A 25,853-nucleotide genomic window follows, 5' to 3' on the forward strand; every position below is an offset into this window, starting at 1 on the left:
CAGCAACAGGGGCCGCGCATCATGAAATCCCACGCCAAGGTTGTCATCATCGGGGGCGGCGTTGTCGGCTGTTCCGTGCTCTATCACCTCACCAAATTCGGCTGGACAGATGTTGTCCTGCTGGAGCGCAGCGAGCTGACCTCGGGCTCCACCTGGCACGCGGCGGGCGGGATGCACACGATCAACGGTGATCCCAACGTGGCGAAGCTGCAGAAATACACCGTCGATCTCTATAAGGAGATCGAGGAGTATTCCGGCCAGAACATCGGCTTGCACATGACAGGCGGCGTGATGCTGGCGGCCACGCCGGAGCGGTTTGACTGGCTCAAGGGCATCATGGCCAAGGGACGCTATCTGGGGCTAGATGCCGAGCTGATCACGCCTTCCGAAGCGCAGGCGCTTTTCCCGCTGATGGACGCCAGCCAGTTCGTTGGCGCGCTCTATGACGAGGTCGAGGGCCATCTGGACCCTTCCGGCACCACCTATGCCTACGCGAAATCGGCGCGCAAGAACGGCGCAGAAATCTACACCCACACCAAGGTCGAGGACATTGTGCAGCGCCCGGACGGGCATTGGCGCGTGATCACCGACAAGGGCGAAGTGATCGCCGAACATGTGGTCAACGCAGGCGGGCTCTGGGCGCGCGAAGTGGGGCGTATGGTGGGGCTGGAGCTGCCGGTACTGGCCATGGAGCATATGTATCTGCTCACCGACGACATGCCCGAAGTCATCGACTTCAATGAGAAAACCGGCAAGGAGATGCTCCATGCCGTGGATTTCGACGGCGAGCTGTACCTGCGGCAGGAACGCAAAGGCATGCTCATGGGCACCTATGAGAAGGCCTGCCGCCCGTGGTCGCCCAAACAAACGCCATGGAGCTTTGGCCACGAACTGCTGGAGCCGGATCTGGACAGGATCGCGCCCTCGCTCGAAGTTGGGTTCGAGCATTTTCCGGCCTTCGCCAATGCCGGGATCAAGCAGATCATCAACGGCCCCTTCACCTTTGCGCCGGACGGCAACCCGCTCGTGGGGCCGATCCGGGGGATGCGCGGCTTCTGGTCGGCCTGCGGGGTGATGGCAGGCTTTTCGCAGGGCGGTGGCGTCGGGCTGGCGCTGGCGAACTGGATGATTCACGGCGATCCGGGCTTTGACGTCTTCGCGATGGACGTGGCGCGCTTCGGCGATTTCGCCACCCTCGCCTATACCAACGCCAAGGTGCAGGAGAACTACTCCCGCCGCTTCTCGATCCGCTTCCCCAACGAGGAACTGCCTGCCGCCCGCCCCCTGCGCACGACGCCGATCTACGATGTGCTGAAAGCGGAAGGCGCGCAGTTCGGGGCCTCTTATGGGCTGGAGCAGCCGCTCTGGTTCGCGCCGGAAGGCGTGCGCGATGCGTTTTCGTGGCGGCGCTCTACCGATTTCGACCACGTGGCGGCGGAAGCGCAGGCGGTGCGGGACAGCCTCGGGATGATGGAGATTTCAGGCTTTGCGAAATACACGGTGTCCGGCGAAGGCGCGGAAGGCTGGCTCGATCGTCTGCTGGCCTGTCGCATCCCCGCGCAGGGGCGCATGGTGCTTGCGCCAATGCTGAAGGAAGACGGCCACCTGATCGGCGATTTCACCCTCGCCAATCTGGGCGGTGGGGAGTTCTTCATCGCGGGCTCCGGCGTGGCCGAGGACTACCATATGCGCTGGTTCCAGCAGCACCTGCCCGAGGATGGCTCGGTGCAGATCACGGCGCATGGGCCGCGCCTCGTGGGGCTCTCCATCGCCGGGCCAAACGCGCGCGCCTGCCTGCAGAAGCTCACTGACCACAATCTCGACGCCGAGGCATTCCGCTTCATGGACATCGCCCGGATGGACATCGGCATGGCTCCGGCGCTTGTCGGGCGCGTCAGCTTCACCGGCGATCTGGGCTATGAAATCTGGATGGAGCCGCACCACCAACGCTACATCTACGAGGCGCTGCGGGAGGCGGGTGCGGAGTTTGGCCTGACACTCTTCGGCCTGCGCGCGCTCAACGCGCTGCGGCTTGAGAAGAATTTCGGCGGCTGGGCGCGGGAATATCGCCCGATCTATTCGCCGTGGGAAGCCGAACTGGGCCGCTTCGTGGCGCTTGGCAAGGAGGCCGATTTCATCGGCAAGGAGGCTGCCAAGGCCCTGAAGGAAGACGGCGGCAAGATGCGCCTGCGTGCTTTCGTGGTTAAGGCGACGGATGCCGATGTGATCGGCGATGAGCCGATTTACCACGACGGCAAGGTCGTAGGCTGGGTCACTTCAGGCGGCTATGCCCATGCCTCGAAAGCCTCCGTGGCGATGGGCTATGTGCCGAAAGATCTGGCGGAGGTGCCCGAGGGCTGGGGCGTGGAGATCCTTGGCGAGATCCACGCGGCCCGCTTGCAGCGCCATCCGCTCTTTGATGCCAATGGGGCGGCGATGCGGGGCTAGCCGAGCACCCGCGCGCCTGCTTATCTGGCCTGATGGAGATGATCACCTTTTTTCCGGCTGCCGGGGCCTCCTCGCGGATGCGCGGGGAGGACAAGCTCACTCGTGAGATCAACGGCGAAGCCCTCTTGCTCCGGCAGGTGCGGCGCGCCATGGCGGCGGGCGGGCCTGTCTGGGTCAGCCTGCCGGCGGCGGATCATCCGCGCGCAGAGGTTCTGGACGGCTTGGATGTGCGCCAGATCATCGTCGCGGACGCACAGGAGGGCATGGCCGCTTCGCTAAGGGCGCTGGCGCGCACGGTGCCGAAGGGAGCCCGTGTCATGGTGGCCCTGCCCGACATGCCCGAGATCGACACGGCGGACTTCACCGCCCTGCGTGTCGCCTCTGATGCGCAGCCAGACATGATCCTGCGGGCCGCGTCCGAGACCGGAACGCCCGGCCATCCGGTGATCTTCCCGGCGGATCTGGTGCCGGGTTTCGCCACGCTGACAGGCGACAGCGGCGCAAAGCCCATCCTCGCGCAGAACAAACCCCGCCTGCGCCTGCACCCCCTGCCCGGCCAGCGCGCGCTGACCGATCTGGACAGCCCCGAAGCCTGGGCAGCTTGGGACGCCACGCGGGACACTTAAGACTCGGAAAGGCCGGCGCTGGGGACGCCGGCCTTCAACGCGCCAGATTACCGTGAGTGGTTTTCGGCGCGTGCCTGAGTTCAGATCCGTGACCCGATCACTAGTTCAGCAGCATCTTCGCTTCCGTCTCCTGCAGCGTCTTGCGTGCGGATTGGTAGGCGACCATGCCTTCGTGGGTCTGAAGTTCAGGGAAAAGTTCAAAGATTTCATTACGCTGGGCGTTGCCCATGCCTTTGAGCGAATGATCGCCCGGCTGGAAGCTTTCCGTCCAGCTCCCGTTGGAGAGCACAACCTCGTGGTGATCGAACATGAAGTGGATATAGGCGGTGCCCGCGCTTTCCACCTGCGTGATCGTCTTGTTGTTCACAAGGTGCTTGGCGGCCACGAGCACTTCGCGCTCATCGAAGTAAAGCGCCGTTTTGTCGTTGGAGACCAGAACCCGGTGGTTGGGCGACAGATACATGTCCTTTTCGGGCAGACCGTTGCCAAGCGCGCCGGCCTTCACGAGGATCGGCTGCAGGTAAGGGCTGGCGGCCAGATCCTGCCAGGAGAGCGGACGCCCCCCGATCCAGCGGATCTCCTGAATGCCGTTGTCGCGGGTGATAATCCGGTCCCCGGCTTTCAGCGTTTCAACGGCGCGCTCCCCGCGCGGCGTGGCGATCATGGTGCCCGGCGTGAAACACACCGTCACGCTTTCCGATTTCTTGGTGTCCATCGTGGCTTTCACCTTTCCCCTGGGATCGCGGTACTGCACCACCGCTTCACCCGAACTGTCTTTACTCATCACTGCGCTAGGGCGCTCGGCCCGGCCCGCAAGCCCACGCGTCGCGTCGCGCTCGGACCCGGGAAACGCTTGGTCTTCGTCCATGCCGACCAGCAGCTCGCGCTTCGGCGTGGCATGAGCGGCCTTCGGCGCTTTCGGCTGGCTGTAACGCACATCCGTGACGGTGGCCCCGCCCGACAGCGTAATTTCCAACCTCTTCACCCCATCAGCGTTCAGCGCCACGCAGCTTTCGGTCCCTTCGGCCTCTCCCAAAACGCTTACCCTGCGCTGCAGTGCGCCGGATTCGGCGAACAGGCGGATCTCCGTACCTGGGCGGCTCACGTTGGCAAGGCAAACCTCTTCCACACGGGCCGCGCGCCCGAAGGACATGATCTGCATTTCTTGCTCTGCGAGCGGGTTCAGCGCGGTCGTTTCCTCAGCCATGGGGCCTCGTCTTTCCTTGCGCCTGCTGCAGGCAGGCACACCTTTCCAATTGCCGCTTGCCGGGGCAAACGGGGCTCACTCGAACTGCGCTCAAACGTTCTGGGGTTCTGGCCTCGAAATCCGGCACATAAGACCGGTACACGGGCTGATTTTTATGTCTTCCGCACCGCCGTGCGCCTGGCTTCGGGCCGGATACGCCGGGCGGTCCTGCACGACCTCATTGCCCGGATTGGCCTTCGAAACCCGCCGCACCCCGGTTCAGGGTCCCAGTAGGCATTTTCTTTGTACCTGCCAAGCCGACGCGGAAAAAGGAAAAAAGTGTTCGAAATGGGGCGCAATGGTGGCTGCAATTCACAAAAGCGTCCAAGCCGGATGCACTTTTAGGTTGCTGGTCGCGCACTTTGTTTCCGCTGCGAGAACAGTCAAATCTTAATCAAACGTTAGGAAAAGTTGAGGTTTCGCGGTCCTGATTGAGGACTTGCCTTGGAAAAGCGTGTTTCTCTTTGGGAACCAATGTCTAGGGCCTGAAAATTGTCCTGCTGCCACGCCTCGCCACATTCTCGCCCTATTTCAACCTGCTCAATTCGTAAACAAAATCGTTCCGTGAAAGGGATTTGTTCCAAAGCACCCATGAAATCTCGAATCATGGGCACTGATTGCAGGGCCAAGGCGTGGCCTGAACTGACATAGCGTCTGCGCGGGGTGCCCGACGCGGCAGCTTAGGCCCGGTTGCGCCTAGCCGAAGAGCCGCTCGCCCTGTTCGTCGATCACCTGCTTGGCCTTGGCGATGCTGACGCTTTCGGCTTGTTCGCGGTTGTCGAACACATCGGCGCGGATCACCGTGGCGCTCTTGCGCTGCCCGTCGATGGTTTTCTCGATGCGGGCTGAGAGGCGATATTTGCCGCCTTCCGCCTTGAGATCGGGGAAGATGTCAAAGCCCTTGTGCTCAACAGGCTTGGCTTCCGGCTTTGCACCTCCGCTGAAGAGTTTGGAGAACAGGGACATGGGCAGCTCCTTTCGCGCGATGTTCGGGCCATAAACTAGCCATGGCGGCAGCGGGGGGAAAGCAGGTTTTGCCGCCCCGCCCCGCCCTTGTCCTGCCCCTGCCCCGGCAACGATTTCGCGCCGCTTAGGCTTGCGGCAAATTCCAGACCGAAACGGTGCTGCCGCCTTGCCGCATCTCATCAAGCGCAGCGGCGCTCGGCATGACCGTAGGCATGTCTGGGGGCGGAGCTATGGCAGAGGTTGGGCGCGCCAGCACCCAGCAGGCGAGCCCCCATGTGCCCGGCGTGAGCGTCGCCGTCAGCTGTGGCACCCAGCTGCGCGGCCAGAGCAGATGCGTGTTGGGCGTCGCGGCGAGCACGCGCGGCTTGCGTGCCACCGGCGTGCCAATGGGGGCCACCGCATCCCTGAGGATGGTGGTATCGCTGGGCGTGACGAACCCCGCCGCGTCGCTTGCGCCGATCCCGCCAAGCGGCGTGTTCTGTGCGGCGATGCGCGGCTGCGTGTCTCGCCGGGCGACGCCAAACCCGCCCTCAACGGTCTGCACATCGCGCGCTGTCACCACCCGGTGCAAGCGCAAATGCCACGGTGGGCGCGCCAGAAGCCATGTTTCGACCTCGACCTCGGGCATCGGCGACCAGCGGGAATACAGCCAGTCCGCCCCGATCCGCGCCGCGCTTTCCCGGCTGCGGATATGGGCTACCTCGCCGTCTTCGGAGAAGGCGAGCATGTTGTCATGGGGGCCTGTCGCGAAGCTGCGGGCATCGGCCTCGACGCTGAACGCATAGCGCGTGGAATAGGCGAATTTGTTGTATTTCTCAGCCGCTCTTCCGAAGTTCATCGGCTGCTGGCCACCGGCCAGAACGGTCACATCCCCTGCGTCTTCCCATTTGATCATCCCCGGCTGCGCCATGGAGACAACCGCTTCGCGGGGGGCAAACGGGCTTTCCTCCGTGGCCCAGAACGGGTGATCCTCGGGCAAGGCCAGCGGCGCGAAGGCTTTCATCGCCCAATAGGGCGAGCCGGGGGAATTGTAGCGCTCCCCCATCGCGGGCTGTGTGTAGCCATAGCCAATGGAGAGCACCCCGCTGCAATCCGTGATGTCCTGCTCTGCCCAATAGCGCAGGTTGCGCGCCCAGAAGCCGCGGATCTCGCCCCAGGGCAAGGCTTCTACGTCAGCGAAGGCCAGCGCGCCCCAGATCCCGGCATGGGCAAAACGATAGGTCAGCGAGCGGCCATAGGGCAGCGCGGCGCCATCGGCGGCAAACCAATGGGCGATCTGCGGCAGGCTTTCGCGGGCGCGCGCAGTGAAACGCTCCCGCCGCGCCGCATCCTCGCTGGGGCCGAGCTTGGCGTAGATCAGCCCGTAGAAATGCATGGCGAAAGGGATATAGTGATCGGCACGGCGATCCATGCCGTCGCGATACCAGCCCTCTCACATGGCGTAGCTTTCCAGCGCGTCCAGATCGGCGGCGATGATCGAGGCGTCATGCGCGATGCCGACGCGGGTCAGCCCAAGCGACACCATCACATGAAAGAAATGCCAGTTGTTGTCTGGCGGGGCGCAGGCGAGCGAGGCCAGCAGCCAGTCTGAAAGGCTCTTGCGCCCTTTCTCCGTCATCCCGTCCCAGAAGACCTCGGGCGCCAGCGCCAGCGCGTAGCCGATGGAGGCGCTTTCCACCATGCGCTGATCGCGATCCGTCACCGGCCCCCAGTATTCGGGGTGGTCCGGATTGGTGCCATTTTCGATGCCTTCCACGAAATGCTCGATGCCCGCGAACTGGCCACCGCCCGCCAGCAGCGGCGCAAGGCCCCAGAGCGGGCGGACGAGCCCTTCCAGATGCGCGGCGGCGCTATCGAACCAGGCTTCCGAACTGCCAAGCTGCACGCGCGCCTTGCCCGGTGAGAAGGCCGACAGCAGGGGTTTTGTCAGATCCACAACCGCCTTCTGCGCATCGGCGCGGGTGCGGAACGGGTTGCCGTTCATCGGGTTAGGAATGGGGAAAAGGCTCATGCCGCGCCACCAGCCGCGATGAGCCGGCGCTTGCGCGGATCCGGCACCGGCACGGCGGAGATAAGCCGTTGCGTGTAAGGCTCCTGCGGGGCGTCGCAGATCTGCAGCGCGGTGCCCGTCTCTACGACGCGCCCCTTGTGCATCACCGCCACCCGATCACAGAAATAGCGCACGACGCCGATGTCATGGGCGATGAAGAGGATCGACAGGCCCAACTCGTCCCGGAGATCCAGTAGCAGATCAAGGATCTGGGCGCGGATCGAGCCATCGAGCGCCGAAGTCGCCTCGTCCGCGATGATGATCTGCGGTTCCAGCGCGATGGCGCGGGCGATGCCGATGCGCTGCCGCTGACCGCCGGAAAAGGCGTGCGGGTAGCGCTCCATGATGCTTGTCGGCAGGCCCACGCGCTCCAGCAGATCGCCAACGCGCTTGCGCAGGGCCTCGCCCTTGGCGATGCCGTTCACCAGAAGCGGCTCGCCGATGATCTGCTCAATCGTCATGCGCGGGTTGAGCGAGCTGTAGGGATCCTGAAAGATCATCCGCATTTCGCGATAGACGGTGCGATCGTTGAAACTGGCCGATTTGGTCAGATCGACTGTCCGGCCGTCGCGCGTTTGATAGGTCGCGCTGCCGGATTGCGGCTGGAACCGGCCCATCAGAACCCGCGCCAGCGTTGTTTTGCCGGAGCCCGATTCCCCAACGATGCCAAGGATTTCGCCGCGATGGAGATCGATCGACACCTCGTCCAGCGCCTTGATGCCGCCGCCCTTGCTGCGCCGCCCCGAGGCGAAGGTGAGGCTCAGATCGCGGGTCTGGATCAGGGCGTCTTGCCCGCCCTGCTGTTCGGGCCGCGCGTCGGCGTGGTTCAGGCCAAGCGCTGCGTTCAGCAGTTTGCGGGTGTAGGCATGCTGGGGCGCGTGGAAGATGCTGTCCACATCGCCGGTTTCCACCACCTGGCCATGCAGCATCACCACCACCTGATCGGCGATCTCGGCAACGACGCCCATGTCGTGGGTGATGAACATCATCGCCATCTGGCGGCTTTCCTGCAGGCTGTGCAGCAGCTTGAGGATCTCGGCCTGCGTCGTCACGTCGAGCGCGGTTGTCGGCTCATCGGCGATAAGGATGTCGGGCTCACAGCCCAGAGCCATGGCGATCATGGCCCGCTGACGCATACCGCCCGAATATTCGAACGGGTATTTGTCGACGGCCAGTTCCGGGTCTGTGATCTGCACCGCGCGCAAGGCGTCGATGGCGATCTCGCGGGCCTGTGCCGCATCCACATCCTGATGCAGCAGGATCGCCTCGATGATCTGCTCGCCGATGGTATGCACCGGGCTCAGGGACGACATCGGCTCCTGAAAAATCATCGCGATCCGCGCCCCGCGCACGGCGCGGATTTCCACGCCGTCCGGGTCGAGGCCGGAGAGCTCCAGCTTTTGCCCGGCCTCCAGATCGACAAGGTTGATCGCACCCGCACGGATCACCGCGGGCTCCACGATGTTCATCACCGCGCGCGCCGTGACGCTTTTACCGGAGCCGGATTCGCCGACGAAACAGGTCGTCTGGCCAAGGCGCAGATCGAAACTCACGTCCTGAATGGCGGGCACCGACCCGTGGCGGCTGGGGAAATCGACACTCAAGCCACGGACTTCCAGAACGGTTGCGCCGGCGCCCGGTTTTTCGGGGGTCACTGTCATTGTCTCTACCTCAGTGCGAATAGGGATCGGCCGCGTCGCGCAGGCCGTCGCCGACGAAATTCATCGCCAGAACCGCGATCACGATGGCAAGGCCGGGCAGCAAGAGCCAAGGCGCGGTGGCGAGGGTGCGGATGTTCTGGGCCTCCTGCAACAGCACGCCCCAGGAAAACACCGGGGCCTGAAGCCCAAGCCCAAGGAAGGAGAGCGCGTTTTCGGCCAGGATCATCGCCGGAACCGCCAGCGAGGCCGCCGTGATGATGTGGCTGGTGAAAGAAGGCACCATGTGGCGCAGGATCACGCGCGTGGGCGAGCAGCCGTCATAGCGCGCGGCCACCACGTAATCCTCCCCCTTGAGCGCAAGGAAGCGCCCCCGCACCACGCGGGCCAGTTCCGTCCAGCCCAGAAGCGACAGGATCACCGTGATCGCGAAATAGACCTGCAGGGGCGACCAGCTGCTCGGCATCGCCGCCGCCAGCCCCATCCAGAGCGGGATCGTCGGCAGGGAGCGCAGGAATTCGATAACCCGCTGCACGGCTGCATCGAAGAGCCCGCCGTAGTAGCCGGCAAAGCCGCCGATGATGACGCCCAGAAACAGGCTCATGATGACACCGACAAGCCCCACCGAAAGCGAGATCCGCGTGCCATGGGCAAGGCGGGAGAAAACATCGCGCCCCAAGCGGTCGGCCCCGAAGAAGAACAGCGGCTTGCGGGGCTTCGCCGTGCCGACAAGATGGATGTCGGTGGGGATCAGACCAAAGAGCTTGTACTCCCAGCTGCGTTTGAAGAACTCCAGATAGATCTTGTCTGTGGTGTCGATCACGAAGACCCGGCGCAGCGCCTCGGGTTCGACCTCCACATCAAAGCCGTAGACGTAGGGCTTGATGCGCCAGCTGCCGTCGTCGGAGCGGTCGATCAGGTGCACAGCCTGCGGCGGCGCATAGGTGTAACGCGCCTGAACATTGTTCGGATCATGGGGGGAGATGAAATCGGCAAATACCGCCACGATCACGAAGAAGGCAAGGATCCAGAGGCTGATCACGGCGAGGCGGTGCTTGGCAAACCGGCGGCGGATGAGCTGCCACTGGCTTTCGGTGCCCGCCGTATGCCCGATGCGGGGATCCGTGCCGATGGCGTCGATGTCGCTTTCGTCGGTGGCGTTGGGGTTTGCGGTCTGGGTGTCGGTCATCACTTCGCTCCCACCATGCCAAGCCGGATGCGCGGATCGATCCAGGCCAGTAAGAGGTCAAAAATCAGGGTGCCAATCAGGGTGAGCAGCCCAATGAACAGGATCACGGCGCCCGCGAGATACATGTCCTGGCTCAGGAGCGAGCGCAGCAGGATGGGCGACAGCGTCGGCAGGTTCAGCACGATGGCCGTCACGAAGGAGGAGGAAATCACCGTCGGCAGCACCCAGCCCACCGTGGACACGAGCGGGTTCATCGCCACGCGCACCGGGTAGCGCCAGATCACCCGGCGCTTGGGCAAGCCCTTGGCCCGCGCGGTGAGCACATAGGGTTTGTTCAGCTCGTCCAGCAGGTTGGCGCGCAGCACCCGGACAAGCTGGGCCGCGCCCGCTGTTGAGATCACGAGGATCGGCGCCCAGACATGGGCCGCGAAATCGAGGAAGCGCGCAACAGACCATCGCTCGTTCATGTATTCGGTGGAAAACAGCCCGGTGATGGTGATGCCGAACCAGTTGTAACAGATGTACATGAGCACCAGAGCGAAGAGGAAATTCGGGATCGCGAGGCCAAGGAAGCCGAGGATCGTGAAGGCGTAATCGCCGAAGGAATATTGGTTCACGGCGGAATAGACTCCGATCGGCACCGCAATCGCCCACATGAAGACAACCGCCGTCAGCTCAACGGCAAGCGAGATGCCGATCCGCTGCGAGAAGATCTCGCTCACGGGTTTCTGCAGTTCGAAACTGTAGCCCAGATTGCCCTGCAGCAGTTGCATCAGCCACGAGGCGTATTGCACCAGCACCGGGCTATCGAGCGCATAGCGCTGGCGCAGGATCTCGATGGCTTCCTGATCCACGGTTTCGCCGGAGGCCGAAAGGCTGGCGACATAGGATGTCACGAAGTCGCCGGGGGGCAGTTGGATCACGATGAAGACGACCACAGACAATGCCAGCAACGTCAGGACCATCGTGACCAGTCGCCGCGCGATATACGTCCACATGTTCGCTCCTTTCCGCGATCAGGTTGGATGTGTTTGAAGGGGAAAACCGGGGCGCGGATCGGGAGGGACGCGCGCCCCGGTGGTGCATCACGGCTTGTAGAACAGCTGCGATGTTTGCATCGGGCCCGGTTGCGGATAGAGCCAGGTGTAGATCTGGCCGTCCGGCACGTTGCCCAGTTTCTTGTTGGCGACCATGTAGCCATCGGCCGGCAGCACGGTGCCCATCACGTAGAAATGGTCGGCCGCGATCTGCAGAACCTGGTCAAACAGCTCTTTCTGCTTGGCGGGATCGCCGGTTTTCGCGATGGAGTTGTACAGATCCATCTGCGCCTGGATGTCGGCCGGAGGGGCTTCTGCAAAGCTGCTGCCGGTGCCCATGTAGTGCTGCGCCCAGGCCTGTGCGAAAGCAGATTCGAGGTTGAAGGGCATGTAGAACCGCGGGTCCAGCATCGCGTCGTTCATGCCGCCATCGCCCCACCAGACATGCATGTCGTGCAGGTTATTCTGGATCTGCTCGTATACGAGGCTGCGCTCGGCGTTGCGGGCGTCCAGATCGATGCCGATCTCTTTCCAGTGCTCCGTGACCAACTGGGCGATGTCGCCGAACTCGGACTGATCTGAGGAGGCCAGAAGCTGGATGCGGATCGGCTCCCCGTCAAAGCCAAGGCGGATGCCGTCAGAGTTCTTTTCCGACAGCCCGATCTGATCCAGCAGCGCGTTGGCGGCCTCGGGATCGTATTCGGTGAACTGCTTGGCCAGCTGCTCGTTGTAGTAAGGCGAGGTCGGGCGCGGCCCGGCCTGATGCGGCTCGCCCTGCCCGGCGTAGACAACGTCGATGATCTCTTCGCGGTCCATGCCCATCGAGAGCGCTTGGCGGAACTCTTTCATGCCGAAGAGCTTGCGCTTGCTCTCATCCGGGTGGGTGAGGTTGAGCTGCAGGATGGCGTTGTTCATCCGGGCGTCGACAGTGGATTTCAGCGTGTAGCCGCCTGCCTCCTGCCCGTCGAAGATCACCGGCTTGTTGGCCACGGTGGCGAAGTGACGGTTGGAGAAATCGATCTCGCCGTTCACCACCTTCAGCACGATATCCTCGACGCTTTCGGTCTGCACCATCTTAACATCGTTGATATAGGGCAGCTGCTGGCCTTCAGGGTCAACCTTGAAGAAATAGGGGTTGCGTTCCCATTCGATCAGCTGGTTCAGCCCATCGTAATTGGTGACCTGGCGCCATGCGAAGAGAAGCGGGCGCTTGGCATCCTGGAAGTTGAAGAAGCAGGTTTGTTCAATTGCCTGGCTCCAGTTATCGAAGCCACGTTCCTGCGCAACGGTATTCGCATCGGGATTGATTTCCGGGAAGAGCGGGCCGCAGTAATGCTCTGCGGCATTAACGATGAAATTCCCTTCAACCGTAGCGATCCGTTGCAGAAACAGCCCGTTGGGCTCGGGGAAGCTGATCTTGAAAGTGGTCGCATCCACCACTTCACCAGTCGCCCCGCCAAGAGGAATGTTTGCTTTGCGGCCCGCGTAGTCGGGGCTGGTCATCACTTTCAGCGCGAAGTCGAGATCCTCGGCGGTGAAGGGTTCCCCGTCGGACCACTTGTGGCCTTCGCGCAGGAAGAAGGTGAACTCCGTGGCGTCTTCATTGACTTCAAAGCGCTCGGCCACGTTGGGCACCACTTCGGTCCAGTCGTAGTTGAAGGCGACAAGCGGCTGGTAGCCGATGGTGCGGCGGATCCAGCCGCCCCGATTTCTCGGTGAACCACATGGTCGAGTTCGATCCTTTCACCGGCGCAAAGATCCGGGTGCGCGGCGGACAGGGGCAATCGCCCACTTCGGCCTGGTCGCGCGGCACCTCATGGGCCCGTGCACGGCATGGCGCTCGCCTATACCCACACGCAGGATCCGCGCTATCTGGAGGTGGCCCGCAACGTCGCGGATTTCTTCCTGCGCGAGCTGCCCGAAGATCACGTGCCCCATTGGGATTTCCGGGTGCCCCGCAACGAAACCACCCCGCGCGACACCTCCGCCGGCATGTGCGCCGCCTGTGGCCTACTGGAGCTCGCCGCCCATCTCGAAGGCGATACGGCCCTTGCCTATCTGGAAGCGGCCAATGCCATCACCAGATCCACCTATGAAACCTACGGAAACTGGGGCAACGACAGCGACGGCCTGCTGCGCGGCGGCACCATCAACCACCCGGCGGGGCTCGGCATCGACGTCTCGCTGATCTACGGCGATTATTACTACGTCGAAGCCCTGACGCGGCTCAGGCAGTGGGGTGAATACACTTTCGTTGTTTTGCTCGTGGTGCTCCATCCTGCTCAGCAGTTGAAGCCTCCGACAAACCCGGCGCGTTTCATGAGATCGCGAGGCTTTTCACGTAGCGGAGCTATCGCCTAGATCAGGAAGTCCTCACCCCCCGAAAGGCCAGTGACCCCTTCGAAGGTCAATGTGCTCGTTCCATCGCTCAGGACGGTGTTGACGCCGTCGTCACTGACAATCCGCCACGCCGTGTGGCTGACCACATCGACTGTATCCGTACCCTGATCATAGTGCCGAACTGTCCCGGTCGTGACCGATCCGAGGAACATAAGCGTATCGGCGTCGGCGTCATTGCCAAGATCAATGATTACCGTTTCGGCATCTGCGCCAACGGTGGCCCGATCTGCGCCGGTGCCTAGGTTGATATTCACTTGCCCGCCGTTCAGGCCCGCGAAAGCGCCGACCGTCACGACGTCGTCGCCATAATGCGCAGTGATGGTCACTGCCCCTGCGTCTTCGCCCGCATGGCTCCCCAACGTGATCGTGTCCGCTCCGCTGTCGCTAAAGAGCCGAAGAGTGCCACCATGACCGGCGTGATCACCCAGGAGGAAGGTGTCGTTATCCCATGCTGAAAACAGATCCATGGTGCCGTCCTGACCGGCGTAATCCCCGAATGTCATCGACGTGGTGCCACCACCGTCGAGGACCGTCATAACCGCGTTCAAACCGGCATGATCCCCGAACCCGAAGGTGTCTGCGCCTTCTCCGCCGTCGATGTAGATCTGCTTGAGTGTGGTCGTGCTCTGCGCGCCTGTGTGATCACCGAAGGTCACCTGGTCGTCACCATCACCAAGATCCAATCTCAGATCGGCGTCCTTGAAGGCGTCATTCCCGAAGGTCAGCAGGTCGTTGCCCCCAAGGGTTGCGAAATGGGCGACGCGGCCTTCATGAGCTGAATTCCCGTAGGTGTAAGTATCGGCAAGGGAGGACCCGTCATAGGCGGTAGACTGGTACGCCTCACCGAAATCGTGATCCATTGCTGTCGCAAAGACGACCTGATGGCTGACGGACGCCCCTAAATCATCCGTTGCGGTAAGAGTCACCACATAATCGCCGGCAAAGCTTGGCAGGTTCAAGTTGGCCATTGGATCGTAGACGATGAGACTGCCGGAGGCGAGTTTCAGATGAGCAGGCAGCCCGGTAACGGCGTAGCTCATGTGCTCGCCTTCCGGGTCGGTGAAGAGGTTTTCGAGGTTGAGGCTGAAACTTGCGTCCACGACCCGGGAACCTGCGGCCCCAAGGGCGTAGACATGCTGATTGGAGGCATTCGTGATGGGGGAGTTGCCGGTGTAGGAGGGGCCTCGGTTCAAGGTAAGGCCAGACACGATTGTATCGTCTTGCCCTGCCGCCCCGATGATTGTGATCTTGCGCCCGAATGCGTCGGTGTAGACCTTGTTGGAATTGATGTCTTCGGCATTCCAGCGCAGGCTGCTGCCCGTGACGGTGATACTGTCACTTAGCGTCCATTCGTTCACAATGATGTTGAGGTCGACGCCTGAACTGGCGGGACGAGAGCCATCGATGACCAGTTGGTCCGCATCCAGGTCAAGTCCGAGATACACGCTGACATTTCCGGCATCATGACCGATGTTGATGACATCCGCGCCAGCGCCCACGCTAAAGTTGTGCAGGCCTGAAGGGGCTCCGCCGGCCCGCAATCCCAGTGTGATCTGGTCGTCCCCGTTACCCGCAAAAAAGTTGATAAGACTGCCGCTGCCAAATTCCGTCCCAAAGGTTGCCGTATCATTGCCGTCGCCCATAAGAATGCCGAGCGTCGCGCTGCTGGCGGCGTAGTCCAGGAAGGTCAGCGTGTCGTCGCCTTCATGGGTGGAAATCCACATATTGGCATCGAAGGCGGAATAATCGTCAAAAACCAAAGTGTCGTCCAATGACGAGGCGTCGATGGGCGTCGTCCGGGTGTTCGTCTCTGCCGTGCCAAAGACGTGATCCATCGCGATGGCGACGGTGACTGTCTGGCTGACCGACGCGCCGAGGGTGTCTGTCGCCGTCAGGGTCAGGGTGTGATCGCGGGCTTCCAGTTCCCTGGCGAACCCTGTGTGTGTCAACACACCGTTCACGAGTGTGAAGGTCAGGGTCGGAGCCGTGATCTGATACGTCAGGCTGTCGCCCTGCGCGATGTCCGCATCGGAAAACAACGTCTTGAGGTCGAGTGTGAAACCACTTGCAACGTTTGAGCCGCCCATCCCGGTGAAGATCGCCGGGATCGGATCGCCCGCGGCGGGGGTGGGGCCGATGTAGGTGGGATCTGCATTGAAATTCAGCCCCGCAATGATGGCCGCGGCATCAAGGCCTGCAGTGCCCAAAACGGTGATCTGATCACCCTCGGTGCTGGTAAACACCTTGTCCGCGTTGACATCGACGGCCCGCCACCGCGCCGTGGAGGACAGAGCAATCGTATCCAACCCTTGGGTCCAATTGGCGACGATCAGCGCCTTGGCCCCTCCCAAAAGCGTCAGGGTATCCGCATCGGTGTCGCTTCCGAAGTGAACAGTAACGCGGCCGACCCCGTCGCCAAGGGTGATCGCATCAGCCCCGTCGCCAGCAAAAATATCCAGCGTGGATTCAGCGCCTGATGCAACATTCTTGCCAATGGTGATGATGTCATCGCCACCATAAGTATGAACTTCAGCGTTTCCGGCGCGCGTGAATTGGTCGTCACGAAATTTCAGAGTATCCGCAAGAATTGACGCCGTAACGTAGTTAAACTCAAACGAAGAACTGAATATATGGTCCATCGCGAGGTTGACCTTCAGGTATTGGGTAACCTGCGCGCCTGAATGATCAGTGGCCGTTACTTTGATGAAATGCGTTCCGGCGTACCAAAAATCGTAAGCGTCCTGATATAAGCCGCCGTTTCGTGTGTCGAAATGGACAGGCAAAGTCCTCGACTCGACGGAAAAGGACAGCTTGTCCCCAAGGCCCAGTTCCGCGTCGCTGAAGAGGGAGTTGAGACCAACCGCGAAGTGATCATGGTGAAGGAGGCCCACTTCCCCGGAAAAATCCGCTGGGTCGGGGCCCACGTAGGTCGGCGCGGTGTTCAGGGTGATGCCGCTGACCATGTCCGCAGGTGTCTCAGCACCTGCGCCCAGCACAGTAAAGGACTGGCCATCCGTGCTGGTGAACACAAGGTCGCCGTCTGGATTGGCTTCTGCTGTCCATAGGGCGGTCGGGTCGACCCCTGCGAAAGTGATCGCGTCGTCACCCGCAACCCAGTTGCGGTTCGTGACGTCGGTCACGCGCCCCTTGAACGTCAGCGTGTCGGCGTCGGTATCCGCGCCAAGGTCAATGGTCAGGCCTTGCACATCCCCATCGAAGGTCACCGTGTCGGCCCCGGTGCCGCCCGCAACGGATTGGCTGGTGGATGCGCCGCTGGCAGCAAAACCGGCGATGGTGATTGCGTCGTTGCCTGTGCCGCCATCCACGCTGAAGACGGAGAAGTCACTCTCCATCGTGACCGCCCCAATCGTCAGCACATCGTGCCGCGCGCCACCATTGAGGTAGAACCCACCCCCCTCGTCCGTGGCGCCGTAGGCCACAGTTCCGACCGTCATCACGTCGCTGAAATCGGAACCGGTGATGATGTCATCAAGATAGAATACCGGCGCATAGTTGCCGTAGTCGTTGTGCAGGCCCAGCTCAAACGTGAAGGTTTCGGTGACGCCCGCGCCAAAGATGTCCTGTCCGGTGAAATTGACAGAATAGAGGCCGACATTGGCGACGTCCGTCAGGTTGGACAGCGCGAACGTGGTTCCGTCAAAGGCCATGAACGAAGGCAAGGGGCCTGAGTTGACGCGCATCGTATCAATGAAACCGTCGGTGATGTCCGGATCGGCAAAAAGCGATCGGATGTCCGTCGAGAAGCCGGACGTCGCGTTTCCGACGCCGATCACGCCAAGATCCTTGTCCGCTTGAACGCCGATAAACGCTGTCGCGCGGTTCAGGTTCACGCCCGCCAGCAGGTCCGACGCGGCCACGCCCGTGGTATCGGTGAACGTGATCAACGGCCCGCCGGTGGCCTGAAGTGTGGTCGTGCCTACGCCGTCGTCGACCATGTTCCAGACCCAATCACCCACCCGTGCGATGGACAGGGCGTCGCGCGTGTGGTCGAAATTCGTAAGCGTCAGCGAGGTAAAGAACCCCATGGTCAGGCGATCGGCATCCGTGTCGGCCCCGAAATCAACCGTGATATCGTTGGCTCCCTCCGCAAAGGTGATCATCTCCGCGCCGGTGCCACCCTGAATGGAGACAGTGCCCGCTCTCGCGCCAAAGGTGATGGTGTCGTCGCCCGCGTCCCCTTGGATCAGGATCTGCGCCAGTGCCGATCCCGCGTCAGCCCCGAAGATCGCGGTATCGCTGCCACTGCCGAGTGTCAGGTCGATGCCCGTTGTCTGACCGAGCGTGCGGGACGTGGCCTGACTGACAGAGGTGCCGAAGTACACGGTGTCGTCGTCCGCACCGGTGTCGATGGTGACGACTGCTGTCCCCACCAATCCCGGCTGGGTGCCCCACTTGGCCGAGTTGTCCCCGAAGGAGAGGCTGTCTTCGCCCGCGCCGGTTGAGATCGAGAACGCGGCCGCGTCATTGGCGGCAAAATCGGCGAAACCGATGACATCATCACCTGCACCAGTCGTGAGGTCGATTGAACCGCCCTCTGCCGCTGCGTTGAGGCCAAATTGAATGCTGGCGCTGTCCGTATTGAGGGCACCTTCATAGGTGATCTCGCCACCCGTGGTGGCCGCGCTGGCACCAAACGACGTGGTGTTATGCCCGAATTGATCCTGTATCCGAATGATGCCGCCGGTCGCCGCCAATCCGCCAAAGGTATAGGTGTCGTCCCCCAAACTGCCGGACAGTGAAACCGAACCGCTCGATCCGGCGTGGAGGCCGAATTGCATTGTGTCGTCGTCAGCGCCGCCGCCGACCGAGATTGACCCCGCATTGCGCGCGGCATGATCGCCGAAGCTGATGAGGTCCTCGCCCGTGCCGCCCGCAATACTGAACTGGCCCGAGTTTGTGCCTGCATAATCACCGAACGCGACGGAGTCGTTGCCCTGCCCCCCGTCTATGAAGATCTGCGCAAAGGTTGTGATCGGCTGGTCACCAAAGTGGACGGTGTCATCGCCCCCCCACAGGTTGAGGTAATGGTTTTCCGTGCCGAAGTCCTGATAGGCGCCAAAGAACAGAAGATCTGCTGCATCGGACAAGTCTAGAACCAGACCGCCTAAAGGTGGCAAACCCACAACGTCAAAATTTTGTTGCAGGCCGACATGAAGCTGAACGAGCTGAGACGTTGAATTCCCGTCGCTGTCAGTGGCCGTTACTGTGCGTGTGAAAATGCCCGCTTGATTGGTCCCTCCTGACGGGGAGGTGAGAACTCCGTCGTTGAACTGAAAACCGGCTGGGACGCCGCTGATGGTGATCGCGAGGTCCTCACCCTGATCGTCGGAAAACAGGCTACCAAGGTCAAAGGAAAGAGGGGCTGCCAGAAGGCCGACCGATCCTATGATTTCGACAGAATTTCCCAAGTAAACCGGGGCGGCGCTATCGTTTTCGCCCTGGAATTCGACCGTCAGAAGAACCGTAGCACCATCATGCGTGGTGACCTGCACACTGTCGGTGATCGTCTCGCCCGCGTTCAGGGTCTGGATGCCGAACTGGTTGTTGATCGCCGTATAGGTCCAGGTGCCGTCATTGTTGACGGTAAAGCTTCCCAAACCGGCAAGCCCGGTGACATTCTGGAACCCGTTGAAGAGTTGCGATCCGCGATAGCCGTCCACAAAGGTAACTGCACCCGCCGCTCTGAGCGTGATGGCGCTGTCCTCAACAACCGTATCGGACTTCGTCCCCTCAAACACGTCTCGGCCCCGGGCGTCGCGTGTGGTGAAACTGCCGTCATCCTCGATCCGGGTGGTGTGCAGAAACGCACCAGCGCTATCGAACTTCGTTTGGATCGTCGTCCAGCCGTGGTTGTCGCTCACGTCTTCTTGCGTGATCGACGTAAGGATGCCGTCGGTGTAGAACTTGATGGTCACCGTGCCATCATCAGCCAGGGTGCCAGAGCCGATGATCCGCTCGTTTGCATCGTAGGCGAAGTCTCGTTCGTTCCAATCATAGGCATCGTTCACATCGGCGTCCAACCGGCGGGTAAGGACGCCATTCGTGTAGATTCGCTGGCTGACATGGCCTTCGTCATAGGTGATCCGAAGCGAGGCCAACCGCCCCGCCGCATCATAGGTGGCACTGCGCGAGTCCCAGTTTTTCGTGTCGTTCACGTCGGTCCAACTGGCGGTTGCCCGTTGACCGGCGATGTAGTCGGTCGTTTGCCTCACACCATCGTCATTGACCCGAACAACTTGGGTCAGCGCGCCACTCACGTCGTAGGTTTCGGTGATGCTGTCCCATCCGTAGAGATCGAGCGTGTCGGTCCGGGCAACTGTGCCGTTCAGTGGCCCAAGGAAGCTTGTCTCGACCTCGACAACACCCGTGTCGTATTCGGTCCGGCGGCTCAGCAACAGGCCGCTTGAGGGATCATAGGTAAAATCCCGCTGGGCCCAGTCGAAAGCATCGTCCACGTCTACAATCGTGCGGGAAGTCAGGACACCAGAGTTGTGGTTGGATGTCGTAATGCGCCCGTCGTCATGGTTGGTCACCATTTGGGTCAGCGCACCGAAAGCGTCATAGGACGACACCTTGGACGTCCAGGTGTAGGCGTCATTCGCATCGGTCACGTTCCGTGTGGCCCGAAACCCGCCAACAAACGTCTCTGTTTGCGATCGACCATCGTCATAGGTGATTGCAATGTGCGACTTCTGTCCTGTCGCCAGATCATAGGTTGTCGTGCGACTGCTCCAGGACATGGTATCGAACGGGTCGGTCTGCGAGACCTCGGTAACGACGCCATCTGTGTATGCCGTCGTCTTGATGCGCCCGTCATCGTAAATGAGCACTTCTTGAACAAGGAACCCATTCTCATCGAAGACACGCTGCCGTTCAGACCATCTGAACCTACCCCCAACATCGACGACGGTCTGAGAACTCATAAATGCAACACCTTTACCCAATGGTTAACGTGATAGCAGATAGTGGCTCTTCAAGGTACTTTTTATCCTCCAGCTCGGCCTCCAAGTGGCCACGGCCAGATTCACCCTCATGGTTGGCATGATCGCGCTGGCAGCGCCCGCCGCCTCCATGTCGATCCCGCCTGTCAACTACGCGCCGCCCGCGCTCGAATATGACTGCCTCACCCTCGATGAAGGCGAGCAGCACAAAGACGAGTGCCAAGACGCGCCCACGAAAGAGAAGGAGCAAGCCCGGTGGCGGATGAAAGGCCGATCTACACGCGAGCATCCCCGGCCACCCTGTATCGCTGGCGCAAGAAGGGGCTGATCCTGATCGATCACAGGCACGGCTCTTCCTTCATCAAGACGAGGGAGGTCATGGGTTTCAACGCAGAAGATGAGGTGGCGGCTTAGGCCGCCACTTTTTTGCTTGGTAGGTAGGCTGGTAGGTCGGTGGGTTGGGCTGAAACAATACCCTTGTAAATCAACTATTTAACACCGGAAATTGGTACCCGAGGTCGGACTCGAACCGACAAGCCCTTGCGGGCGGGGGATTTTGAATCCCCTGTGTCTACCATTCCACCACTCGGGCACGCCTGCTGATTATCTTTCGCCCCCTGCCCCGTCCAGTGCAAAATCACCTGTCCGTGTTTGCCCGCCCCTATCCGTTTGCCCAATCTTGACCTTGGCGTCCTTTGATGGTGGATGAACCCCATCAGAACCGAACGGGCCGCCCGATGATCAGACGCCTTTACGATTGGACGATTTCTCTCGCCGAGAGCCGCAACGCGCTTTGGGCGCTGGCCATCGTCGCCTTTCTGGAAAGCTCGGTGTTTCCGATCCCGCCCGACGTGTTGATGATCCCGATGATCCTTGCGCGCCCCAGCAAAGCCTGGCTGATTGCTGGGATCGCCATGGTCTCTTCCGTGCTGGGCGGGCTGTTCGGCTATTTTATCGGCGCCTACCTGTTTGACAGCGTCGGCCAGCCCGTGCTCGCTTTCTACGGCAAGGATGTGCTGTTTGACGGCTTCGCGCAGCGCTACAACGAGTACGGCCCCTGGGCGGTGCTGGTGGCCGGGGTCACGCCGTTTCCGTTCAAAGTCATCACCATCCTCTCCGGCGCGACCGGGCTTTCGCTGCCTGTCTTCATCATTGCGAGCGTGATCGCGCGGGGCCTGCGCTTCTTCATCGTGGCTGCGCTCCTGTGGAAATTCGGCCCGCCGATCCGCGATTTCATCGAGCGCCGCCTCGGGCTCGTCTTCACGCTCTTCGTCATCGCATTGATCGGCGGCTTCTATCTGGTGAAATACATATGACCCGCAAAACCCTTGGCCTGATCGCCGCCGCCGGTTCCGCTGCGCTCCTTATCGGAGCTTTTGGCTTCCAGTTCCTCGGTTATGCGCCTTGCAAGATGTGCCTTTGGCAGCGCTGGCCCCATGCCGCCGCGATCCTGTTTGGCGCAGCGCTTCTGGCCTTTGGCGGCCGGGTCTGGACGCTGCTGGGTGCGCTGGCCGCCTTCGCCACCGGGGCGATCGGTGTCTATCACACCGGCGTGGAGCGCGGCTTCTGGGAAGGCCCTTCTTCCTGCACGGGTGGCGGCACCGGGCTCTCCGGGCTTTCGGGCGCGGATCTGCTTTCAACAGCGGGCAGCGCCAATATCGTGATGTGTGACGAGGTCGCCTGGGCGATGTTCGGCCTCAGCATGGCGAGCTGGAACGCGCTGGCCTCCTTCGCGCTCTGCGCGCTCTGGATCGCCGCCTTCCGCGCGCCTGAAAGCCGCTAGCGGATCTTCGCGGATTTGCGGGTGGCGAGCAGAAGGTTCGTCTCGCTCGTCACCACGCCGTCAAAACGGCGGATCGCCGAGAGCACCGCATCCAGCGCCTCAAGCGTGCCGGTGCCCAGCTCCAGGATCAGATCCCATTTGCCGTTCGTCGTGTGGATCGCCTGTACCGCGGGCATCCCGTTGAGCTGGCGCACGATGCGGTCCGCCCCGCGCCCCTCGATCCCCAGCATCATCAGCCCGCGCACCGGGTGATCGGCCACGTCATCCTTCAGGACCACGGTGAAGCCGAGGATCTCCCCGCTGGCGCTTAGCCGCTCCATCCGCGCCCGCACCGTGGTGCGCGACAGGCCAAGCTTCTGCGCCAGTTCCGAAAGCGAGGCGCGCGCGTCGCGGCGCAGGGCCGAGATCAACTGCAGATCCTGATTGTCCAAAATGATCACCCCATCTGGCGGTTTGGCTGGATTGGTTCCGATCTAGCCACTTTGCCCGCTGGAATCCACCCCGTTTCGGGCGCAGTTCTGGGGAAACAAGCGGAATCACACTCATATGACCACGACAAACTGCATCCTCATCGGCGCACCGGTGGACAGCGGCAAGCGCCGCAAGGGCTGCCTCATGGGCCCCGACGCCTACCGCACCGCCGGCTTGGCCGAAGCACTTTCCGATCTGGAACACGGCGTGCGCGATCTGGGCAACCTTGCCCCGTCGCCCGCCAGCCCGGCGCCTGCCGCCAACCCGGCCGTGCACGAGTTGGCCACAACCGTGGGCTGGACGCAAAGCCTGATGGACACAGCACAAACGGCGATGGGCGAAGGTTTCCCGATCTTTCTGGGCGGCGATCACAGCCTGTCGCTCGGCAGCGTCGCCGGCGTGGCCGCCCATGCCAAGGCGCAAGGACGCCCGCTCTTCGTGCTCTGGCTCGATGCCCACACCGATTATCACACGCCCGACACTACGGATTCCGGCAATTTGCACGGCACGCCACTGGGCTATGTGACGGGCCGCGAAGGCTTTGCCGCCTTCCCGCCCCTGCCCGCCACCGTGCCGGGCGAGAACATCTGCCTCATGGGCATCCGCTCGGTGGATCGTGCCGAAAACGCCGCTCTTCAGGGCTCCGGCATGACGGTGCACGATATGCGCGACATCGACGAGAACGGCATCGCCCGCCCGCTCGCCGCTTTCCTTGACCGCGTGCGCGCCGCGAACGGGATGCTGCATGTTTCGCTGGATGTGGATTTCCTGGACCCTGCCGTCGCACCCGCCGTCGGCACCACCGTGCCGGGCGGCGCCACCGTGCGCGAGGCGCATCTGGTGATGGAACACCTGCACGACAGCGGCCTTGTCTGCTCGCTCGATCTGGTGGAACTCAACCCCTTCCTCGATGAACGCGGGCGCACCGCGAAACTCATGGTCGATCTCGCCGCCTCCCTGATGGGGCGCACCGTGTTTGACCGCCCGACCCGGAGCTTCTGATGTCTGTCCAAGCCCCCAGATCCGTCGTGATGATCCGCCCCTCCGCCTTCCGTTCCAACCCGGAAACGGCGGGCGACAACGCCTTCCAGACGCTCGCAAGCGAAGCCCCCGCCGACGTGGCCGCCCGCGCCGCGCGTGAGTTCGACACCGCCGTGGCGCAGCTACAGGCGGCTGGGATCACCGTGCATGTCTTTGCCGACAACAGCGATCAGACGCCGGACTCCGTCTTTCCCAACAACTGGTTCTCAACCCACGCGGGCGGGCATATCGCGATCTACCCGATGTTTGCCCCCAACCGCCGCCGCGAACGCCGCTGGGACGTGATCGAGATGCTCAAAGCCCGCTACCGGGTGCAGGACGTGGTTGATTTCTCGGGCCTTGAGCAGGACGGGCTGGCGCTGGAAGGCACCGGGGCGATGGTGCTCGATCACATCGGCCGCGTGGCCTATACGGCGCAATCCAACCGCGCCGACCCTGTGATCCTTGAGCGCTTCTGCACCCAGTTCAACTTCGAGCCCATGGCCTTCCGCGCCGCCGACAGTGCGGGCCGTGCCGTGTACCACACCAATGTGATGATGACGGTCGGCACCCATGTGGCGCTTGTGGCGCTGGAGATGATTTTGGACCCTGCCCGCCGCAGGGCCGTGGCGGAGCGGCTGGAGGAAACCGGCCGTCGGGTGATTGCGCTCTCAGATGCCCAGATCACCGCCTTTGCCGGCAATGCGCTGGAGCTTGAAGGGCGCGACGGCGCGGTGATGGCGATGAGCGCCACGGCGCTGGCCGCGCTTGATCCGCAGCAACGCGCTGCCATCGAGGCCCATACCGCGATCCTGCCGCTTGCCATCCCCACCATCGAAACCGCCGGCGGCTCCGTGCGCTGCATGCTCGCCGGCATCCATCTTTCCCCCCGTTCTATCCCTTCAGAGAAGACAGCCGCATGACCCAGCCTTCCAAACTCGCCCCCTCCGCGCTGGCCTATGTGCCGTTTGTCAGCGTCGACAACATGATGAAGCTCGTCCACCACATCGGCATCGAGCGTTTCCTGCGTGAGCTGGCCGACTACGTGGAGGCCGATTTCCGCCGCTGGGAGTTGTTCGACAAGACGCCCCGCGTCGCCTCCCATTCCGCCGAAGGGGTGATCGAGTTGATGCCCACCTCGGATGGCGAGGTTTACGGCTTCAAATATGTCAACGGCCACCCGAAGAACACCAAAGAGGGCCTGCAGACCGTCACCGCCTTTGGCCTGCTGGCCGATGTGGCCACGGGCTACCCGGTGCTGCTGTCGGAAATGACGATCCTCACCGCCCTGCGCACCGCCGCCACCTCGGCCATGGCTGCGCGCCACCTTGCGCCGAAGGGCGCGGACACGATGGCGATGATCGGCAACGGCGCGCAGTCGGAGTTCCAGACGCTGGCGATGAAGGCCATTATCGGGCTCAAGCACGTGCGGCTCTATGACACCGACCTGGCGGCCACCGCGAAATGCGCGGCCAACCTTCAGGGGCTCGGGATCACCGTCACCGCCTGCAAGACGCCGGAAGAGGCCATGGAGGGCGCGCAGATCATCACCACCTGCACCGCCGACAAGCAATATGCGACGATCCTGACCGACAACATGATCGGCGCGGGCGTGCATATCAACGCCATCGGCGGCGACTGCCCCGGCAAGACGGAGCTGCACAGGGACATCCTCACTCGCTCCGATGTGTTTGTGGAATACCCGCCGCAAACCCGCATCGAAGGCGAGATCCAGCAGATGCCTGCGGATTTCGCGGTGACGGAGCTGTGGGAGGTGATCACCGGCGCGAAACCGGGCCGCCGTTCCGAGAGCCAGATCACGCTTTTTGACAGCGTGGGCTTCGCGATCGAGGATTTCTCCGCCCTGCGCTACGTGCGCGACCGGCTGGAAGGCACGGCCCTGTTTGACCAGCTCGACATGCTCGCCGACCCGGATGATCCGCGGGATCTTTTTGGGATGCTGCAACGCGCGCGGCCCGAGGCAGCGGCCTGAGGCG

At 62.3% G+C, this 25,853-nt stretch carries 18 protein-coding genes, 1 tRNA gene and 1 pseudogene; 9 read left to right on the forward strand and 11 right to left on the reverse strand.

Going from position 1 to position 25,853, the window contains the following annotated elements; all coding sequences use genetic code 11:
* The first annotated feature begins 21 nt into the window (after positions 1-21).
* Entirely contained in the window at positions 22-2,448 is a 2,427-nt protein-coding gene (locus KVX96_RS10370; RefSeq protein WP_261194343.1) for an FAD-dependent oxidoreductase, read from the forward strand.
* A gap of 32 nt (positions 2,449-2,480) precedes the next feature.
* Complete coding sequence (locus KVX96_RS10375; protein WP_261194345.1) at positions 2,481-3,074, forward strand: NTP transferase domain-containing protein; 594 nt, start codon at positions 2,481-2,483, stop codon at positions 3,072-3,074.
* A 100-nt stretch (positions 3,075-3,174) separates the two neighbouring features.
* Here the strand turns inward: KVX96_RS10375 and KVX96_RS19210 are convergent, their stop codons facing one another.
* The 8 genes and pseudogenes from KVX96_RS19210 to KVX96_RS10410 form a co-directional block, all read right to left on the reverse strand.
* On the reverse strand, positions 3,175-4,281 hold the full coding sequence (locus KVX96_RS19210) for a Hint domain-containing protein (protein ID WP_409977103.1): 1,107 nt from the start codon (positions 4,279-4,281) through the stop codon (positions 3,175-3,177).
* Positions 4,282-5,016: 735 nt separating this feature from the next.
* Positions 5,017-5,286, reverse strand: coding sequence for an HlyU family transcriptional regulator (locus KVX96_RS10385; protein ID WP_261194346.1), 270 nt, complete (start codon positions 5,284-5,286; stop codon positions 5,017-5,019).
* Positions 5,287-5,410: 124 nt separating this feature from the next.
* Complete coding sequence (locus tag KVX96_RS19215; RefSeq protein ID WP_409977122.1) at positions 5,411-6,196, reverse strand: hypothetical protein; 786 nt, start codon at positions 6,194-6,196, stop codon at positions 5,411-5,413.
* Positions 6,197-6,235: 39 nt separating this feature from the next.
* Positions 6,236-7,297 (reverse strand): annotated as a pseudogene (locus KVX96_RS19220) (DUF2264 domain-containing protein); the annotation flags it as partial.
* Positions 7,294-8,997, reverse strand: coding sequence for a dipeptide ABC transporter ATP-binding protein (locus KVX96_RS10395; protein WP_261194347.1), 1,704 nt, complete (start codon positions 8,995-8,997; stop codon positions 7,294-7,296). The gene KVX96_RS10395 and the pseudogene KVX96_RS19220, both read right to left, overlap by 4 nt.
* 10 nt (positions 8,998-9,007) lie before the next feature.
* Entirely contained in the window at positions 9,008-10,183 is a 1,176-nt protein-coding gene (locus KVX96_RS10400; RefSeq protein ID WP_261194348.1) for an ABC transporter permease, read from the reverse strand.
* On the reverse strand, positions 10,183-11,181 hold the full coding sequence (locus tag KVX96_RS10405; protein WP_261194349.1) for an ABC transporter permease: 999 nt from the start codon (positions 11,179-11,181) through the stop codon (positions 10,183-10,185). The genes KVX96_RS10400 and KVX96_RS10405 overlap by 1 nt, the downstream gene beginning before the upstream one ends.
* Before the next feature lie 87 nt (positions 11,182-11,268).
* Entirely contained in the window at positions 11,269-12,855 is a 1,587-nt protein-coding gene (locus KVX96_RS10410) for an ABC transporter substrate-binding protein (protein WP_261194351.1), read from the reverse strand.
* 198 nt (positions 12,856-13,053) lie between these two features.
* Here KVX96_RS10410 and KVX96_RS10415 point away from each other — a divergent pair, with 198 nt between their 5' ends.
* Positions 13,054-13,581 (forward strand): hypothetical protein, encoded by a 528-nt coding sequence (locus KVX96_RS10415; protein ID WP_261194353.1) that lies wholly within the window; start codon positions 13,054-13,056, stop codon positions 13,579-13,581.
* Here the strand turns inward: KVX96_RS10415 and KVX96_RS10420 are convergent.
* Complete coding sequence (locus tag KVX96_RS10420) at positions 13,578-20,471, reverse strand: VCBS domain-containing protein (RefSeq protein ID WP_261194355.1); 6,894 nt, start codon at positions 20,469-20,471, stop codon at positions 13,578-13,580. The two genes, KVX96_RS10415 and KVX96_RS10420, sit on opposite strands and share 4 nt — an antisense overlap.
* A 366-nt stretch (positions 20,472-20,837) precedes the next feature.
* Between KVX96_RS10420 and KVX96_RS10425 the strand changes: the two genes are divergently transcribed.
* Positions 20,838-20,996 carry a hypothetical protein gene (locus KVX96_RS10425; RefSeq protein ID WP_261194356.1) on the forward strand — a complete coding sequence of 53 codons (159 nt, stop codon included), beginning with the start codon at positions 20,838-20,840 and terminating at the stop codon, positions 20,994-20,996.
* A gap of 92 nt (positions 20,997-21,088) precedes the next feature.
* Here the strand turns inward: KVX96_RS10425 and KVX96_RS10430 are convergent.
* Positions 21,089-21,174, reverse strand: a tRNA-Leu gene (locus KVX96_RS10430).
* Between the two features lie 145 nt (positions 21,175-21,319).
* On the opposite strand from KVX96_RS10430, the gene KVX96_RS10435 reads away from it, so the two are divergent.
* Both KVX96_RS10435 and KVX96_RS10440 read left to right on the forward strand, forming a co-directional pair.
* The gene (locus KVX96_RS10435) at positions 21,320-21,898 is read left to right on the forward strand and encodes a YqaA family protein (protein WP_261194357.1); all 579 of its coding nucleotides are present in this window, start codon (positions 21,320-21,322) and stop codon (positions 21,896-21,898) included.
* Complete coding sequence (locus KVX96_RS10440; RefSeq protein ID WP_261194358.1) at positions 21,895-22,365, forward strand: disulfide bond formation protein B; 471 nt, start codon at positions 21,895-21,897, stop codon at positions 22,363-22,365. The genes KVX96_RS10435 and KVX96_RS10440 overlap by 4 nt, the downstream gene beginning before the upstream one ends.
* Here the strand turns inward: KVX96_RS10440 and KVX96_RS10445 are convergent.
* Positions 22,362-22,805, reverse strand: a complete 444-nt coding sequence (locus KVX96_RS10445) for an Lrp/AsnC family transcriptional regulator (RefSeq protein WP_409977104.1) — start codon at positions 22,803-22,805, stop codon at positions 22,362-22,364. The two genes, KVX96_RS10440 and KVX96_RS10445, sit on opposite strands and share 4 nt — an antisense overlap.
* Before the next feature lie 106 nt (positions 22,806-22,911).
* Here KVX96_RS10445 and rocF point away from each other — a divergent pair, with 106 nt between their 5' ends.
* From rocF to KVX96_RS10460, 3 genes are read left to right on the forward strand one after another with little or no spacing between them, the layout of a single operon-like run.
* Positions 22,912-23,838: an arginase gene (gene rocF / locus KVX96_RS10450; protein WP_261194359.1), complete on the forward strand. Its 927-nt coding sequence runs from the start codon at positions 22,912-22,914 to the stop codon at positions 23,836-23,838.
* On the forward strand, positions 23,835-24,779 hold the full coding sequence (gene ctlX / locus KVX96_RS10455) for a citrulline utilization hydrolase CtlX (protein ID WP_261195435.1): 945 nt from the start codon (positions 23,835-23,837) through the stop codon (positions 24,777-24,779). The genes rocF and ctlX overlap by 4 nt, the downstream gene beginning before the upstream one ends.
* Positions 24,776-25,849, forward strand: coding sequence for an ornithine cyclodeaminase (locus tag KVX96_RS10460; protein WP_261194360.1), 1,074 nt, complete (start codon positions 24,776-24,778; stop codon positions 25,847-25,849). The genes ctlX and KVX96_RS10460 overlap by 4 nt, the downstream gene beginning before the upstream one ends.
* Positions 25,850-25,853 lie beyond the last annotated feature (4 nt).

Origin of the sequence: Pseudoruegeria sp. SHC-113 (assembly GCF_025376885.1) — a bacterium.
Classification (GTDB): Bacteria; Pseudomonadota; Alphaproteobacteria; order Rhodobacterales; family Rhodobacteraceae; genus Pseudoruegeria.

Bases quoted from the DNA above. Each gene is read 5' to 3' on its own strand.
- rocF (WP_261194359.1), top strand. From the start codon at position 22,912: ATGACCACGACAAACTGCATCCTCATCGGCGCACCGGTGGACAGCGGC.
- KVX96_RS10370 (WP_261194343.1), top strand. From the start codon at position 22: ATGAAATCCCACGCCAAGGTTGTCATCATCGGGGGCGGCGTTGTCGGC.
- KVX96_RS10460 (WP_261194360.1), top strand. From the start codon at position 24,776: ATGACCCAGCCTTCCAAACTCGCCCCCTCCGCGCTGGCCTATGTGCCG.
- KVX96_RS10395 (WP_261194347.1), bottom strand. From the start codon at position 8,997: ATGACAGTGACCCCCGAAAAACCGGGCGCCGGCGCAACCGTTCTGGAA.
- KVX96_RS10405 (WP_261194349.1), bottom strand. From the start codon at position 11,181: ATGTGGACGTATATCGCGCGGCGACTGGTCACGATGGTCCTGACGTTG.
- KVX96_RS10400 (WP_261194348.1), bottom strand. From the start codon at position 10,183: ATGACCGACACCCAGACCGCAAACCCCAACGCCACCGACGAAAGCGAC.
- KVX96_RS19215 (WP_409977122.1), bottom strand. From the start codon at position 6,196: ATGGCGCAGCCGGGGATGATCAAATGGGAAGACGCAGGGGATGTGACC.
- KVX96_RS10440 (WP_261194358.1), top strand. From the start codon at position 21,895: ATGACCCGCAAAACCCTTGGCCTGATCGCCGCCGCCGGTTCCGCTGCG.
- KVX96_RS10415 (WP_261194353.1), top strand. From the start codon at position 13,054: ATGGCGCTCGCCTATACCCACACGCAGGATCCGCGCTATCTGGAGGTG.
- KVX96_RS10385 (WP_261194346.1), bottom strand. From the start codon at position 5,286: ATGTCCCTGTTCTCCAAACTCTTCAGCGGAGGTGCAAAGCCGGAAGCC.
- KVX96_RS19210 (WP_409977103.1), bottom strand. From the start codon at position 4,281: ATGGCTGAGGAAACGACCGCGCTGAACCCGCTCGCAGAGCAAGAAATG.
- KVX96_RS10375 (WP_261194345.1), top strand. From the start codon at position 2,481: ATGGAGATGATCACCTTTTTTCCGGCTGCCGGGGCCTCCTCGCGGATG.
- KVX96_RS10435 (WP_261194357.1), top strand. From the start codon at position 21,320: ATGATCAGACGCCTTTACGATTGGACGATTTCTCTCGCCGAGAGCCGC.